Source organism: Kluyvera sp. CRP, assembly GCF_019930565.1.
In the GTDB taxonomy this organism is placed as follows: Bacteria; Pseudomonadota; Gammaproteobacteria; order Enterobacterales; family Enterobacteriaceae; genus Kluyvera; species Kluyvera georgiana_A.
On sequence record NZ_CP082841.1, the window covers coordinates 451,481 to 467,375 of the forward strand.

Annotated in this window: 11 protein-coding genes, 2 tRNA genes, 3 rRNA genes and 1 pseudogene; 2 read left to right on the forward strand and 15 right to left on the reverse strand. The window is 47.8% G+C overall.

What is annotated here, in order from left to right; genetic code table 11:
- Nucleotides 1–18: 18 nt before the first annotated feature.
- The 15 genes and pseudogenes from rrf to K7B04_RS02140 form a co-directional block, all read right to left on the reverse strand.
- A 5S ribosomal RNA gene (rrf, locus tag K7B04_RS02070) occupies nt 19–134 on the reverse strand.
- A gap of 92 nt (nt 135–226) precedes the next feature.
- Nucleotides 227–3,134, reverse strand: a 23S ribosomal RNA gene (locus K7B04_RS02075).
- Between the two features lie 198 nt (nt 3,135–3,332).
- A tRNA-Ala gene (locus K7B04_RS02080) sits at nt 3,333–3,408 on the reverse strand.
- 39 nt (nt 3,409–3,447) lie between these two features.
- A tRNA-Ile gene (locus K7B04_RS02085) sits at nt 3,448–3,524 on the reverse strand.
- Between the two features lie 70 nt (nt 3,525–3,594).
- Nucleotides 3,595–5,133 (reverse strand): 16S ribosomal RNA (locus tag K7B04_RS02090).
- The 16S, 23S and 5S rRNA genes sit together here with 2 tRNA genes alongside, the layout of an rRNA operon.
- 685 nt (nt 5,134–5,818) lie before the next feature.
- Nucleotides 5,819–5,981 (reverse strand): annotated as a pseudogene (locus K7B04_RS24540) (type VI secretion system tube protein Hcp); the annotation flags it as partial.
- A gap of 682 nt (nt 5,982–6,663) precedes the next feature.
- Nucleotides 6,664–7,500, reverse strand: coding sequence for a DUF4942 domain-containing protein (locus tag K7B04_RS02100; RefSeq protein WP_210180486.1), 837 nt, complete (start codon nt 7,498–7,500; stop codon nt 6,664–6,666).
- A gap of 78 nt (nt 7,501–7,578) precedes the next feature.
- The gene (locus K7B04_RS02105) at nt 7,579–7,932 is read right to left on the reverse strand and encodes a TA system toxin CbtA family protein (RefSeq protein WP_210180485.1); all 354 of its coding nucleotides are present in this window, start codon (nt 7,930–7,932) and stop codon (nt 7,579–7,581) included.
- A gap of 33 nt (nt 7,933–7,965) precedes the next feature.
- Nucleotides 7,966–8,331, reverse strand: a complete 366-nt coding sequence (locus K7B04_RS02110) for a type IV toxin-antitoxin system YeeU family antitoxin (RefSeq protein ID WP_223803409.1) — start codon at nt 8,329–8,331, stop codon at nt 7,966–7,968.
- Between the two features lie 33 nt (nt 8,332–8,364).
- Nucleotides 8,365–8,586 carry a DUF987 domain-containing protein gene (locus K7B04_RS02115; protein ID WP_223803410.1) on the reverse strand — a complete coding sequence of 74 codons (222 nt, stop codon included), beginning with the start codon at nt 8,584–8,586 and terminating at the stop codon, nt 8,365–8,367.
- Nucleotides 8,587–8,594: 8 nt separating this feature from the next.
- Nucleotides 8,595–9,065, reverse strand: a complete 471-nt coding sequence (gene radC, locus K7B04_RS02120) for a DNA repair protein RadC (RefSeq protein ID WP_223803411.1) — start codon at nt 9,063–9,065, stop codon at nt 8,595–8,597.
- A 70-nt stretch (nt 9,066–9,135) separates the two neighbouring features.
- The gene (locus K7B04_RS02125; RefSeq protein ID WP_210180481.1) at nt 9,136–9,957 is read right to left on the reverse strand and encodes a DUF932 domain-containing protein; all 822 of its coding nucleotides are present in this window, start codon (nt 9,955–9,957) and stop codon (nt 9,136–9,138) included.
- 606 nt (nt 9,958–10,563) lie between these two features.
- On the reverse strand, nt 10,564–11,403 hold the full coding sequence (locus K7B04_RS02130) for a hypothetical protein (protein ID WP_210180478.1): 840 nt from the start codon (nt 11,401–11,403) through the stop codon (nt 10,564–10,566).
- 59 nt (nt 11,404–11,462) lie between these two features.
- Nucleotides 11,463–11,897, reverse strand: coding sequence for a hypothetical protein (locus K7B04_RS02135; RefSeq protein ID WP_068795348.1), 435 nt, complete (start codon nt 11,895–11,897; stop codon nt 11,463–11,465).
- 352 nt (nt 11,898–12,249) lie between these two features.
- On the reverse strand, nt 12,250–13,413 hold the full coding sequence (locus K7B04_RS02140; RefSeq protein WP_210180477.1) for a hypothetical protein: 1,164 nt from the start codon (nt 13,411–13,413) through the stop codon (nt 12,250–12,252).
- Between the two features lie 345 nt (nt 13,414–13,758).
- Between K7B04_RS02140 and K7B04_RS02145 the strand changes: the two genes are divergently transcribed.
- Both K7B04_RS02145 and K7B04_RS02150 read left to right on the forward strand, forming a co-directional pair.
- Nucleotides 13,759–13,962 (forward strand): AlpA family phage regulatory protein, encoded by a 204-nt coding sequence (locus K7B04_RS02145; RefSeq protein ID WP_023315141.1) that lies wholly within the window; start codon nt 13,759–13,761, stop codon nt 13,960–13,962.
- Between the two features lie 350 nt (nt 13,963–14,312).
- Nucleotides 14,313–15,344: an inovirus-type Gp2 protein gene (locus K7B04_RS02150; protein ID WP_223803412.1), complete on the forward strand. Its 1,032-nt coding sequence runs from the start codon at nt 14,313–14,315 to the stop codon at nt 15,342–15,344.
- The last annotated feature ends 551 nt before the right edge of the window (nt 15,345–15,895 follow it).

Here is a 15,895-nt window from a genome sequence, read left to right on the forward strand (position 1 = left end):
CTTCTTCACTTATTTGATGCCTGGCAGTTCCCTACTCTCGCATGGGGAGACCCCACACTACCATCGGCGCTACGGCGTTTCACTTCTGAGTTCGGCATGGGGTCAGGTGGGACCACCGCGCTACAGCCGCCAGGCAAATTCTGTTTTCAGACCGCTTTATGCGTTCTGATTTAATCTGTAATCAAGCTGAATATCAGTCTCTTCGCCAAAACATCTTCGGCGTTGTAAGGTTAAGCCTCACGGTTCATTAGTACTGGTTAGCTCAACGTATCGCTACGCTTACACACCCAGCCTATCAACGTCGTCGTCTTCAACGTTCCTTCAGGACTCTCAAGGAGTCAGGGAGAACTCATCTCGGGGCAAGTTTCGTGCTTAGATGCTTTCAGCACTTATCTTTTCCGCATTTAGCTACCGGGCAATGCCATTGGCATGACAACCCGAACACCAGTGATGCGTCCACTCCGGTCCTCTCGTACTAGGAGCAGCCCCCTCAATTCTCCAGCGCCCACGGCAGATAGGGACCGAACTGTCTCACGACGTTCTAAACCCAGCTCGCGTACCACTTTAAATGGCGAACAGCCATACCCTTGGGACCTACTTCAGCCCCAGGATGTGATGAGCCGACATCGAGGTGCCAAACACCGCCGTCGATATGAACTCTTGGGCGGTATCAGCCTGTTATCCCCGGAGTACCTTTTATCCGTTGAGCGATGGCCCTTCCATTCAGAACCACCGGATCACTAAGACCTGCTTTCGCACCTGCTCGAGCCGTCACTCTCGCAGTCAAGCTAGCTTATGCCTTTGCACTAACCTCCTGATGTCCGACCAGGATTAGCTAACCTTCGTGCTCCTCCGTTACTCTTTAGGAGGAGACCGCCCCAGTCAAACTACCCACCAGACACTGTCCGCAACCCGGATTACGGGTCTACGTTAGAACACCAGCCATTAAAGGGTGGTATTTCAAGGATGGCTCCACACGAACTGGCGTCCGCGCTTCAAAGCCTCCCACCTATCCTACACATCAAGGACCAGTGTTCAGTGTCAAGCTATAGTAAAGGTTCACGGGGTCTTTCCGTCTTGCCGCGGGTACACTGCATCTTCACAGCGAGTTCAATTTCACTGAGTCTCGGGTGGAGACAGCCTGGCCATCATTACGCCATTCGTGCAGGTCGGAACTTACCCGACAAGGAATTTCGCTACCTTAGGACCGTTATAGTTACGGCCGCCGTTTACCGGGGCTTCGATCAAGAGCTTCGCGTTGCCGCTAACCCCATCAATTAACCTTCCGGCACCGGGCAGGCGTCACACCGTATACGTCCACTTTCGTGTTTGCACAGTGCTGTGTTTTTAATAAACAGTTGCAGCCAGCTGGTATCTTCGACTGATTTCAGCTCCATGGGTAAACCACTTCACCTACATATCAGCGTGCCTTCTCCCGAAGTTACGGCACCATTTTGCCTAGTTCCTTCACCCGAGTTCTCTCAAGCGCCTTGGTATTCTCTACCTGACCACCTGTGTCGGTTTGGGGTACGATTTGATGTTACCTGATGCTTAGAGGCTTTTCCTGGAAGCAGGGCATTTATTACTTCAGCACCGTAGTGCCTCGTCATCACACCTCAGCGTTAGTAAGCGTCCGGATTTACCTAAACGCTCCGCCTACATGCTTAAACCGGGACAACCGTCGCCCGGCTAACATAGCCTTCTCCGTCCCCCCTTCGCAGTAACACCAAGTACAGGAATATTAACCTGTTTCCCATCGACTACGCCTTTCGGCCTCGCCTTAGGGGTCGACTCACCCTGCCCCGATTAACGTTGGACAGGAACCCTTGGTCTTCCGGCGTGCGGGTTTTTCACCCGCATTATCGTTACTTATGTCAGCATTCGCACTTCTGATACCTCCAGCATCCCTCACGAGACACCTTCGCAGGCTTACAGAACGCTCCCCTACCCAACAACGCATAAGCGTCGCTGCCGCAGCTTCGGTGCACAGTTTAGCCCCGTTACATCTTCCGCGCAGGCCGACTCGACCAGTGAGCTATTACGCTTTCTTTAAATGATGGCTGCTTCTAAGCCAACATCCTGGCTGTCTGAGCCTTCCCACATCGTTTCCCACTTAACTGTGACTTTGGGACCTTAGCTGGCGGTCTGGGTTGTTTCCCTCTTCACGACGGACGTTAGCACCCGCCGTGTGTCTCCCGTGATAACATTCTTCGGTATTCGCAGTTTGCATCGGGTTGGTAAGTCGGGATGACCCCCTAGCCGAAACAGTGCTCTACCCCCGAAGATGAATTCACGAGGCGCTACCTAAATAGCTTTCGGGGAGAACCAGCTATCTCCCGGTTTGATTGGCCTTTCACCCCCAGCCACAAGTCATCCGCTAATTTTTCAACATTAGTCGGTTCGGTCCTCCAGTTAGTGTTACCCAACCTTCAACCTGCCCATGGCTAGATCACCGGGTTTCGGGTCTATACCCTGCAACTTAACGCCCAGTTAAGACTCGGTTTCCCTTCGGCTCCCCTATACGGTTAACCTTGCTACAGAATATAAGTCGCTGACCCATTATACAAAAGGTACGCAGTCACACCCCAAAGGGTGCTCCCACTGCTTGTACGTACACGGTTTCAGGTTCTTTTTCACTCCCCTCGCCGGGGTTCTTTTCGCCTTTCCCTCACGGTACTGGTTCACTATCGGTCAGTCAGGAGTATTTAGCCTTGGAGGATGGTCCCCCCATATTCAGACAGGATACCACGTGTCCCGCCCTACTCTTCGAGTTCACAACCTGTGCATTTTGGTGTACGGGACTATCACCCTGTACCGTCGGACTTTCCAGACCATTCCACTAACACACAAGCTGATTCAGACTCTGGGCTGCTCCCCGTTCGCTCGCCGCTACTGGGGGAATCTCGGTTGATTTCTTTTCCTCGGGGTACTTAGATGTTTCAGTTCCCCCGGTTCGCTTCGTTAACCTATGTATTCAGTTAACGATAGTGTGACGAATCACACTGGGTTTCCCCATTCGGAAATCGCCGGTTATAACGGTTCATATCACCTTACCGACGCTTATCGCAGATTAGCACGTCCTTCATCGCCTCTGACTGCCAGGGCATCCACCGTGTACGCTTAGTCGCTTAACCTCACAACCCGAAGATGTTTCACTTCTGATTGCGAAAATTTGAGAGACTCGAACACACCGCTTATCTGTTCTTGTTACGGAGAACAGACACAGTGTGTCGTTTCAATTTTCAGCTTGATCCAGATTTTTAAAGAGCAAAACTTCGCAGTGAACCTTTTTAGGTACACTCTGAAGTTTTCTTGGTTTGTTGCAGTAAAGATGGTGGAGCTATGCGGGATCGAACCGCAGACCTCCTGCGTGCAAAGCAGGCGCTCTCCCAGCTGAGCTATAGCCCCATCGTATTCCGAATCTCCCTCAAATCCGCGGGACGAATTTGGTAGGCCTGAGTGGACTTGAACCACCGACCTCACCCTTATCAGGGGTGCGCTCTAACCACCTGAGCTACAAGCCTGCAGAGATTCTTTACTGCTATTTTTCATCAGACAATCTGTGTGAGCACTTCAAAGAACGTTTCTTTAAGGTAAGGAGGTGATCCAACCGCAGGTTCCCCTACGGTTACCTTGTTACGACTTCACCCCAGTCATGAATCACAAAGTGGTAAGCGCCCTCCCGAAGGTTAAGCTACCTACTTCTTTTGCAACCCACTCCCATGGTGTGACGGGCGGTGTGTACAAGGCCCGGGAACGTATTCACCGTAGCATTCTGATCTACGATTACTAGCGATTCCGACTTCATGGAGTCGAGTTGCAGACTCCAATCCGGACTACGACATACTTTATGAGGTCCGCTTGCTCTCGCGAGGTCGCTTCTCTTTGTATATGCCATTGTAGCACGTGTGTAGCCCTACTCGTAAGGGCCATGATGACTTGACGTCATCCCCACCTTCCTCCAGTTTATCACTGGCAGTCTCCTTTGAGTTCCCGGCCTAACCGCTGGCAACAAAGGATAAGGGTTGCGCTCGTTGCGGGACTTAACCCAACATTTCACAACACGAGCTGACGACAGCCATGCAGCACCTGTCTCAGAGTTCCCGAAGGCACCAAAGCATCTCTGCTAAGTTCTCTGGATGTCAAGAGTAGGTAAGGTTCTTCGCGTTGCATCGAATTAAACCACATGCTCCACCGCTTGTGCGGGCCCCCGTCAATTCATTTGAGTTTTAACCTTGCGGCCGTACTCCCCAGGCGGTCTATTTAACGCGTTAGCTCCGGAAGCCACGCCTCAAGGGCACAACCTCCAAATAGACATCGTTTACGGCGTGGACTACCAGGGTATCTAATCCTGTTTGCTCCCCACGCTTTCGCACCTGAGCGTCAGTCTTCGTCCAGGGGGCCGCCTTCGCCACCGGTATTCCTCCAGATCTCTACGCATTTCACCGCTACACCTGGAATTCTACCCCCTCTACGAGACTCAAGCTTGCCAGTTTCAAATGCAGTTCCCAGGTTGAGCCCGGGGATTTCACATCTGACTTAACAAACCGCCTGCGTGCGCTTTACGCCCAGTAATTCCGATTAACGCTTGCACCCTCCGTATTACCGCGGCTGCTGGCACGGAGTTAGCCGGTGCTTCTTCTGCGAGTAACGTCAATCGCTGCGGTTATTAACCACAACGCCTTCCTCCTCGCTGAAAGTACTTTACAACCCGAAGGCCTTCTTCATACACGCGGCATGGCTGCATCAGGCTTGCGCCCATTGTGCAATATTCCCCACTGCTGCCTCCCGTAGGAGTCTGGACCGTGTCTCAGTTCCAGTGTGGCTGGTCATCCTCTCAGACCAGCTAGGGATCGTCGCCTAGGTGAGCCGTTACCCCACCTACTAGCTAATCCCATCTGGGCACATCCGATGGTGTGAGGCCCGAAGGTCCCCCACTTTGGTCTTGCGACGTTATGCGGTATTAGCTACCGTTTCCAGTAGTTATCCCCCTCCATCGGGCAGTTTCCCAGACATTACTCACCCGTCCGCCACTCGTCACCCAAGAGCAAGCTCTCTGTGCTACCGTTCGACTTGCATGTGTTAGGCCTGCCGCCAGCGTTCAATCTGAGCCATGATCAAACTCTTCAATTTAAGTTTGATGCTCGTGAATTAAACTTCGTAATGAATTACGTGTTCACTCAGAGACTTGGTATTCATTTTTCGTCTTGCGACGTTAAGAATCCGTATCTTCGAGTGCCCACACAGATTGTCTGATAAATTGTTAAAGAGCAGTTGCGACGCGCTTTAGCGCTCTGTCGCGAGGTGGCGTATATTACGCTTTCCTCTTTCAGAGTCAACCCTCATTTTCAGGTTTTTCTCTTCAACCAACCCGGCTACTTAGTGTGAAGTGATTCACATCCGCCGTGTCGATGGAGGCGCATTATAGGGAGTTTCCCCGGGGCCGCAACCCTTAAATTGCAGAAAAATGACTGACTGCTGCAATCCACAGCAGAATGCCGTCTTATACCCATTTACGCACAGAGTTATCCACAAATATCTCGATTACCACTATTATCCAGGCCTTATGATTTGTATTTATCAATGTCGCTCCGTCTATTTACTTAAGCGAGATTGCGCTTTTCCGCTGGCATCCGGCAACTAGCGCTCCCCCTTTCCTCATAAGGTCATCGCCAGCCTCTGTTTGCAAACACCCACCGCTTATCAGAAAGCACACGTATTGCAGAAGCGGACCAGTTCGCGCCTCACTGACTCGCTGCGGGAGATAACCGCCGCCATAAGCTGGTAAACTGCGTTAGCGGAATAAGCATGTTCGTCATTATTTATCCGTGAGGTTTTGCACCAAATCCCAGACCGAAGAGGCATTACCTCCTTTATTATTCGCCACCCGTTTTTTGCACGGTGATCTCCCATTTAATTTTGGTGAAATTGAGCGACACCGTTTCAACTGGTTTACTACCAGAAACTGTGGAAACAACCAAAGGTTGCCCAGCGGTCTGTGTAAGCGCGACGATGATGTGCTCGTTTGGGATGCCCCCCGCGCCGTTGATGGTCATTCCTGTCACCGGGTGATGCTAAACGGTATGCCGATGGCACGATTATGCGGGATACTTACAGCCAGTCCTACGGTCGCCACCGCCACAACCGCAGTACTCGGCCTGCTAGAGCCGATGCCATATATTCCCGGCACCGTCCGGGCGCACCGACAATAATGGTGATAGTGGGCGATATGCCCGCGCTGGCTGCTCTCAATGCTGATATGTATGTGGGGTGAGGTTATTAGGATTAGTTTTCCTGGATAGATAGCGCCGTGAGCTGGGGGGATTGGTGGTATTAATAATAGTTCAAGGATTGTACTGGATGGTGTTTATTTGGATGACTGGAAGGGGGGAAGCGCCTTTTTGGAGAAAATTAGGTGTTCTTTGGCATTGCAATAACTTGTAAAACAAAAGGAATAAGACCAGTGCGAAGGCCGGACTCGCAAATAAAACCTAACAATCTGAATTAAATGAATATTTAATAAGTTAATATTACTTTGTATACTCACTTGTATACTCAATCAACTTTAGTTAGCAATCAATGAAAATCAATGAGTTATGTGAACATATATTCTCCCATTTTTGAGCTGTTTTTACCAACAGGAAGCAGCTGAAACTCGCCGCTTCACCAGGGCTTGGCTAACATCCCTGGATAGTATTTGGCAATAATGTCATTCATCCTTTCTATCAACTCCAAACGCTTGAACGTCAGATGCGCGGTTCCCTTTTGAAAGTAACGAATACTGAAGAACTCATCCTCGTAAGCATCCTTAGCCGGGTTATCCCGAATATGTTCCATCAATCTGACAGAGATATCACCACGGTTGTCAGGTACTGGTTTGCCATCGAGTAACAACAGCATCCGCTCCAGGTCAGCCAACTGATCCCGTCGCCAGCCCCAGTTCAGACTAAATCCCCATCTGTTATACGTCACCAGATTATTAATGATGATCTTCTTACCAAAGCTGCAGGGGCTATTGGTTTTGTAATCCCATGAGAGCCCTTTGAAAACGTTGATAATGCCGCGTTCAAAAACATCCATTTTGTTCAGATGCAACTGTTCAAAGGTACTGAGGATATTTGCCTCGCTGATAGCAGGAAGATCCCCCTCCTCCAGGTTCTTATGCCACTGGTCGCGAGCCTGTGCATCCATCAATGCCATCATGCCGGATTTCAACATCAAATCGCGCCAGATACTGCAGTCGATATTACGCGTGATAGCCGGCATCGCTTTATCAACCTTTTCAGTCAGCCAACTATCGTAGCGGTGTCCAGATTTCATCGCCCAGTCTTGTGCGGTCCCCCCACCGACTTCTGAGGTTAACCGTGAAATAGCATCCAGCTGCTGGATGAGCTTTTCAATCTGCAGCAGTGCTGCATCGCGGCCAGAAACTACTCGTTCTATACTGGTCGAACAGATGAGTTCATTGTGTTCCGTTAATACATCGGGTTCTGTTTGCATCGTCAATCATCCATAAAAGCAAACACGCCTGCCGGAAATGGCAGGCGCATTATGCGATGAATAAATAAGGTGGGAAGTTCAGAGGTAAAAATCAGGAATGGTGCTCGAAGAATTTATATTCATTAATCCGATAGCTCGCCTGGCCCTGAGAATATCGATAGCGGTTAGGAAGGGTGCCTGCTCTTGCCATTTAACCCCTTTGCGGTCAGTGCGTAGCAGTTCATAACGTTCAACCAGAAAATTCACCGCATCAGCCAGTGTTATTCCTGCTTCGATATGTTCCTGTATGGCGGAATCATCACGGAATGGTGTGTCGTTGAGCGTAAGGCCGTAATGATGCTCAAGCAGATAGGTTAAAAGCTGCTGCCAGACCTGCACGGGCGACAGGAGTGACGCAACCGGCACCGTGGCCGGTACAGTTGATATATGCATGAGTTGAAACCCTGATAAAGGAAGAGGAAGGTGTTACCTAGTTACAGTTGACTGGGGATAAATAGCAATATAAACGTAGCCATGAGAGCCGAGAGTGTCAGCTTCGCAGGTGAGTCCGTTGTGATGCAGAGTGACGCAGTACTGACTGCGGGGATCAAGCTCACCAGTGGTGAGCATCCGCTCGAGCTGTTTCATTATTAGTGGAAACACCTGGTCCAGGCGCAATGCTTCATCGTCAATGAATGAGCCATTAAACCCAGCTCGGTCAGCCAGAAAGTAGAGACGGTTGCCTTCCTGAACCAAGCGAGCGCCGAAGCACGGCGTGATATTACGTATTAATCCCCACTGAAAGCAGGATGCGCTCTCCGCTGATGTGCCGGATAAGGTGGTCGACTGCATTAACATATTCCTTTATAACTGTTAAAGAGATGACTAATTAATCGTCACGCTGCGAAGAATGGCATACGGGCCCGCCCGGTCCTGACGACGCTCAACAAAAACAGCGAGTACACCGCTGATATCCTGAACTTCACGTCCGTAGTAATGGCAGACACTACCATGCCACCGGTAGTGGCCTGTACAGAAGGCAGATAGCTTGGATTCGGGATGCTGACGATAAATATGCATCGCCTGGCACTTACTGATTATTTTCATTCTGCACCTCACAACCAGCCACATTCAGCAAATGACACAACCTCGTTTCCCACCACAAGATGATCCAGCACACGTACTTCTACTAGTGCCAGCGCTTTCATAATCCTCTGAGTAATATGTTTGTCCTGCTGACTGATTTCTGTCGTGCCGGATGGATGGTTATGCGCCAAAATGACCGCAGCGGCGTTATGTTTCAGGGCTGATTTAACCACTTCGCGGGGATGCACTTCGGTATGGCTGAGCGTGCCGGTAAACAGTGTTTCTCGCTCCAGCAGGCAATGCTGATTGTCGAGATACATCACGATGAAGACTTCCCGCTCCTGGTAAGCCATTTGTAGCTGAAGCCAGGTCTTGGTGAAGCAGGTGGAGTTAAAAGACTCATTCGGCTGGCGCTGATACTTTTCCAATAGTCGTAACGCCCGACGGATAACGCGTTGCTCATTTGGCAGGAATACCGGGGATAAATTGAGTGCGGACATAATTGCTCCTTAAAACAAAAAGCCCCGCCGGTTTAGTGGCGGGACGTGAAGATAGGGTTGGTAAAAAGCTTCATGAGGCAAGTTGCAGCATATTCTCGGCCATCACCCAAAGGGCACGGTTAAGTTTCACATCTCTGTCGATGCCTTTAACGGCGCGTGTATGGGAGCGTTGACCTTTAGTCGTTCGACCGGACAGCCCACCTTTAATCAGGTTTTCCTGAATACGCTGGTAAGTAGTCCATAAGTCATTACTTTCATCCTGCCAGCGGCGTGGAGAAAGTATCTGCTTTTCCGTCACCGGCTGATGCTCTTCACCAAAGCGATAGGTTAATGCCGCTTTCGCCATCGCCTCTTGTGCTGGTGGCGGTAACAAAAGCGACTGCATGGCATCGCGCTTCTCCTCCACCCGGTCAAATATCCCCAGCACTTCGTAAGCCCCTTCAATGACTTTCTCCACCACATTGCCTTTATGCGGCACGCGCACCTCTCCGAACGACTCACCGCAAATCAGCCCATTCTGACAAACCGATCTGAATAACCCCGGCAACATCTGGTATGAGCTTGAACCGTCATGGCTGTTAAGCAGGATGATTTCTGGCACCTGTTTGCCAGTGATCTGGCCTTCGCGACGCAGGCGCAGCATGTGTTTGGTGTGCTCTCGCTTGCTCTGGTCCCGGACTCGGGTCTGGCAGGCAAAGAATGGCTGGAAGCCTTCGCGTTGAAGGTCATCGAGCAGGGTAATTGTCGGAATATATGTGTATCGGTTGCTGCGGGATTCATGCTTTTCTTCGCTGAACACACTCGGTACATAGTGTGCCAGTTCGTCTCGGGTTAACGGGCGGTCGCGGCGAACAAGATTGACCGCACCAAAGCGGCTAGCTAAACGAGTCATAGTTAATTCCTTTATAAATGGGCATAAAAGCCACTTCCGTGAAGTGGCTATGGAGGGTATTCAGGGAGTAGCGGGTGGCTGCTCTTGCTGTGGCGACAGTTCACTGTCAGGTAATGTCGGCGGGATTAGCTCATCGAGCTGGTGATGTTGTAATCGACGCAGAATGAAAGGTTTACCGTGCTGGAAGCATCGAATGCACCATTCGTACTTCACGACTCGCCTTATGACGGGAGGCAGGTGTTCATACGTTTTGCCGCATACCGATAAAACAAAGGCATGATCATTAATCCTGTCCTCCGCGATCGCAGCCAGCCCTTTGATGACGCAACACTTCAGCTTTTTTCGGGAATCAGCTTTCAGGCAAGAATGGCGAGTTTTTTTATGAGTCTTATCAGGCTAAAGGTCATCAGGCTGGCTCCCATGGTCTGGCATACGACCGACTTACTTCTTAGTAGAGTGAGTCCCGCGACGCTGAAAACAACGGGCCAGGTCAGATCCAGAGGTGCTGTATCTGGCGCTGTATCGTCCGGGAGTTTGTGGCTTTTCATAGGTCTGTCCATAAAACGTCCGGTACCGCAGGAAGCGCATACCGGACCAGGTGAGTAATCAGGGGAGATCGACGGAGGCTATTTCCTCAGAAGCGTTTGTGGGGCCACTGTAAACACCGACGTATTCATTTAGAGGAAAGATAATTACTACATTTTTCTTCGGGTCGAAAGAGCAACCATTTAATCCTGCAATTGCAGCAGTTTTCCCGGAGCTTGTGTTTTTGACAATCAGTTTGTTGTCAGCACAACTGCTGGCTTTGACGTAATTCACCACATAACCATCCTGCTCTGCTACGATTTCTCCAGTTGCTGCTTTTGGCTGAGAGTTACTTTCTTTCTGCCCACTTACGCGTTTGCTGCTGTAAGGAATATATTGCGCAGCATCATTCCGCAGGGTCGGTGGATCATTGTTCAGGCCAAGATATACAGGACAACCAGAGGCACCCACCGCACAGCTCTTTTCAACGATGGTGCGTGACGGCCAGCCTTTTGTGCCAATGTAAGCAGCACCGGTTTCATCAAGGCAGTAGGTTTCCTCCCATGTGTAATTTTTATTCTGACCCGGCATAGTGCGGGTCGTTACGAGACAAGTCAGAGCCTTAACCGGTTTACTGTCGTAGCGGATAAAGTTCTGTTCAAGGGGTGATGCTGCGTACAGCAAAGGAGATATGTTCGCAGCAGCAGCCTTGTTTTGTGCCTCAGCGCTAAAACCAACTCTGTTGTTGAGTTTTACGCTGACTGCTGCATCGTTCATTTCGCGAAGCATTTCACCGCCGTTATCTGTCAGAAAGAATGTGTATCGCTCTGGATGAATGTTACCGGGAATGGTGATGGCAAAACTGAAGGCCGGGATTGAAAGGGTACAGATCAAAATCAGGCGTGAAAGGAATGTCGCCATATACAGATATCCTTGCTGATGATTAACAATGTGGGAGCATGAGCTACCGGATGGGGTGATTAATGGCTGATGCAGTCTTCCCAGTTAAGGTCCTCCAGAGCGTCCTTGAGTCCTGCGGTACTGAATGGGTGAGATAAGGGTTTATTGATTCGGGTGATTTCAATCTGCCCATGGCTGTCTGTGTTTTTGAGTGCGATGAAAGCCGCCTTGCCTGGCAGGTAATGTACAGCGTTGATATTAATCCCCATGCCTTCCTGACCTTCATCTGGTACACCTAAGGGTTTCTTATCAGACCCGCTGTAGTTCAATATCAGATGACTGTCCCGGCAGGTGAGCGTCATGCGTTCTCCGGCGCTATTGTCGGTATTCAGTTCAAACTCCATCGCATTAACAGTGCCAAACCAGTTGCCCCATTGTTGCTCCTGGCCCATGGCGTGCACCGCTGCGCTGAACAGTGCCGTACTGAAAAAGAATGCGGAGCTTATCTTCAACATAGAGAATCCTTGCTGTTGTTTTGCAAACGAAAAATGGCCCTTTGCTGAACAAAAGGCCACCTGATCGTATGCATTTGAGAGGGAATGGGATAATCGTTAATACAGATCAGTTTCAACAAATTGATCGTTATTATCTATAATAAAAACGATCAATTACCAACATATTGATAGGTGAAAACTATCTTTTAATTGAGTATCGATCGGTATTGATGATCAATGAGATATTCGTCCAGACAAAGATATGCCGGTGTTCTCAGTTGGGTGATATAGGTTTGAAATAATCTGGAGTGAGTGATGTTGACAATTATTGGCCACTTTCATCGTGGCCTTTTTTATTTATAAATAGAAAACTCTAAAAAGGAATGCCATACCAGTTATTTACTGAGTCATCTTTGACTTTTTTGTTTTCTCCGGCATCAATTTCAGGAGTAGATGTAATTTTATTTAGCTTTTCATTGGATGTTTGTAAGAGTAATTTATCATGAAGCTTTTCAGCTTCTGAAGGTATTTTTGCGATGATTTTCTCTGCATCAGTTACATTACTGAATTCCCGCCCTACTGGTTCTGACGTTGATTTTTCGCGAACCGTGACTTTCTTCTTTGTCTTCCTGTAAACCGATGATTCCCACGATTTCTTAAATCTGGATAAAAAATTATTGTCGTAACAATACATGCAAATATAAATACAACGTAGTGCAAGATACTTCTCAGTTGTCGTTGATGGCCTGAAAAGGCTAACGAAATGAGGGTTGTGGACGTAGCCCTGTAAAGCTGCTTTGTACGCCTCATTAAAAATATGCTCAGAAGGTATATTGTCCTGATGGGGTTGAGTTCCTTTTGCTATCTTAGCTTGCGCTCTCTTTATTGAACCAATGATAACGTTAACCTTGTCCTTAGAAATATAGTCCCACGCCCATTGTATTTTTACTTTCTCAGATTTCTTTAGGGGGAGGTTATTTACTAAAGGAGAGTGTCTGTCCCACTCGTATCTTATCTTCGACATTATCAATAGTTTTGATGAAAGATCCATCGATGACCTGTCAAAAAAATCTTTTATGCACTCAAGGCGTTCACTATGGCTTACAGGATACTGAATTTTAATCAGCCGGTGATAATACGTCCGGGTATAAACAGTGCACGGTTCATTTATATTAAAACTACCAAGTGCTTTATTTTTATTACTGAGAGCCCTTATATACACCCAGGTAAAGTAACAGGCATCATTGCAGCGTTTAAACCAGTTGAATTCTTTTAATGGCAACATTGCATCTTTGGCTTTTTTAAAATTAGATGCATATGCACGAAGTATATCTGGGTCTTTATAAAACAGACGAAACGCGTCATTTATTGCCTCTGCTGCTAATCTATAATCTTCTCCATAAATCAGATCTGCGCTGTATTTCTTGCTGCTATCTTTCAAACGATAATTGTAAATAGCGACATCATCCCCATTTAGCCACAGAAATAACCTGATATCACGCGAGCTTTTAATGTCGATCCATAACTCATCACTCACAAGGAATTACCTCTTTTTATTATGTGAACTGCAATGCATGTATAGTAATTCATAGGGTAATTCATAGCAATAATCATAGTGTAAATCGTAGGGTGGAAGTCTAATGCAACCCCTGTAATTAGGCACTTTTTTAGTGAAAAACTGCCTCTGAGAACACCATGAATTGACTGTGTGAAAGTGTAGCTGCGCCAGATTTTTGATGTGTGGTTGATAGTTATCCCCGTCTCGACTGGCAATCCTTTTCTTATGAAATAACGTCAGGGAAAAGTAAATCTGTACATATGAGGCCTATGACATGAAAGGATGCCATCCGGTGTCCTCCTGATACATTTTTGGAGACATGTCATGAGCACGATTAATATTCACGAGGATAAATTTGTCAGCATGCAGTTTATTACTGAACTAACCGGTTTGTCCGATAAGTGGTTTTATAAAATGGCGCAGGACGGTAAGTTCCCAAAACCGGTGAAATTTGGCCGCAGTTCCCGCTGGATTGAACGTGAGATAAAAGAATGGTTAGAAGCCCGTGTTAATGAGTCAAGAGCATAAAAGACTCCAAAGATAGTGATGAAAAGGTCACTAACTTCACACCATGATTTTATGCTCTCGTGCCTTATGGCACATGGCCTTAATGTGAGTTGCATAGTCGGTTTATTTATTATTGTATTTAATGCATTACCAATCATTAATTAACACATTCAATCACCAATCAATATCACTTCATATAAACACGCTATATCACACTCATTAATGGCGTCATACACTTAGACTTTGTTATCACACAGACACTATTTCTGATATTACTATTCATGCTTCATATCAGATGAAGCCCCTCGTCCAGTAACCACCTTTATACATTGCCAGCCAGTCATTACTGACTGGCTTCAGAGAAATACATTATGGACTTACCAGAATCATTCATGTTATCTCATGCTGAATATCACATTGAGAATAACACTCCCTATCTCACCATATCCGATGACAATGAATTCAGATTCAGGTTAGAACAACTTGATAGTTGCCTTAATAATATCAGCAGAGGACATAAGTTACCTTTCACTATTCTGTATAACCGATCAGGTTATAAAGAGAGTGCAGAGTCAGCCATCATTCTTGATGCAATCCGTTATCTTAATGTACTGCCGCAAGAAGCGATGAAAGTACGAATAGCTAATCCACGTATTGCTACACTTCGGAATTTATTTAATAACACTGATTTACATGCCCGTATCCATAACGGGAAAATAGTAGGAGCAGATACTGTTACCACGGCAGAAATGCTGAACAAACTGGTACAGGATTACCGGTTCGCTGTGAGTCAGGCCGGGTTTAAACAGGCCTACAGAAAATACCAGCGAGCTTCGGTTAAAAACCTGAAGGGAGTGATGAATTACATCAGTCACCTGCAGGAGCGTCATTCTCGACTGCTGGTCTTGCGGATTGATTTATCATGGGCAAATGAGCATAAGGCTGACATCACTGCTGATGAAGCCCGTAAGCATCGCCAGCAGCTATTTCGCAACATGAAAAAAAATCCATTGTTTCGCCATGTTCTCGGGACAGTGTGGAAACTGGAATATGCGCCACAGCGTAAATTTCATTACCACATGCTATTCATCTTAAATGGCAATAAGGCACAACAGGATGGCGTGATTGCTCATGCTTTCGGTGAATACTGGAAACACACCATCACTAAAGGTAAAGGCATCTACTACAACTGCAACGCTAACAAAGCGCGTTATGAGGATTGCTGCCTCGGCAAACTGGAACGCGGTGACAGTAGTATGGATAAGGGATTGCTTAAGGCGCTAAGTTACATCACCAAAATCGATGCCTGCGCACGTCTGGTTCTCCCTGGAAATGCCAGAACCTTTGGTCGCGGAGAAGTACGTTCATTGAAAAACAGGAAGAGAACAAAAAGCAGCCGGTAAATCTAACCCGCTGTACCAGACGCTTACTTCATTGCCCCATCTATCTACAAAGCCAGCTAACCATGCTGGCTTTTTTATTTTTCTCGGAGTTCATGATGAATTACTTTGTTTTAGCCACTCACGCCGTCACCGTACATGGTGAATGGGTTACACCAGACTCTGTTCAACAGGTTGATTTTGATTCATTGCATTGCATTTACTGCAAACTGCAGATCGGTGTTCAGTTTGACCCTCTAACAGCGACCAAAACGTTTGTGCATCTTCCGGGGCATATCAACAATGTCGCTCGGCTTAAAAAATGTCGATTCAACAAGCACCAGACAGTGCAAGAGCAAACCTCATCACAAACTATACCGTCTCCACAAAAGCGCCTTCTACCGGCTAACACTACTATACGGCAATGGCGATGTTGCTGGTGCCATGTCTGCTGGCATGGGGAGAAGATATGTCCTCAATGTGCTGACTGGATTTATGCAACTGATGCGTAATAGGCTGTATCGACAGCTTGGTGCCAGATATACGCCCTTGAAGAGGTCAGAATAAAAAACCAA

Coding starts and splice junctions, on each gene's coding strand:
- K7B04_RS02115 (WP_223803410.1), bottom strand. CDS start 8,586: ATGAAAATAATCAGTAAGTGCCAGGCGATGCATATTTATCGTCAGCAT.
- K7B04_RS02150 (WP_223803412.1), top strand. CDS start 14,313: ATGGACTTACCAGAATCATTCATGTTATCTCATGCTGAATATCACATT.
- radC (WP_223803411.1), bottom strand. CDS start 9,065: ATGTCCGCACTCAATTTATCCCCGGTATTCCTGCCAAATGAGCAACGC.
- K7B04_RS02125 (WP_210180481.1), bottom strand. CDS start 9,957: ATGACTCGTTTAGCTAGCCGCTTTGGTGCGGTCAATCTTGTTCGCCGC.
- K7B04_RS02105 (WP_210180485.1), bottom strand. CDS start 7,932: ATGCATATATCAACTGTACCGGCCACGGTGCCGGTTGCGTCACTCCTG.
- K7B04_RS02130 (WP_210180478.1), bottom strand. CDS start 11,403: ATGGCGACATTCCTTTCACGCCTGATTTTGATCTGTACCCTTTCAATC.
- K7B04_RS02135 (WP_068795348.1), bottom strand. CDS start 11,897: ATGTTGAAGATAAGCTCCGCATTCTTTTTCAGTACGGCACTGTTCAGC.
- K7B04_RS02100 (WP_210180486.1), bottom strand. CDS start 7,500: ATGCAAACAGAACCCGATGTATTAACGGAACACAATGAACTCATCTGT.
- K7B04_RS02145 (WP_023315141.1), top strand. CDS start 13,759: ATGAGCACGATTAATATTCACGAGGATAAATTTGTCAGCATGCAGTTT.
- K7B04_RS02110 (WP_223803409.1), bottom strand. CDS start 8,331: ATGCAGTCGACCACCTTATCCGGCACATCAGCGGAGAGCGCATCCTGC.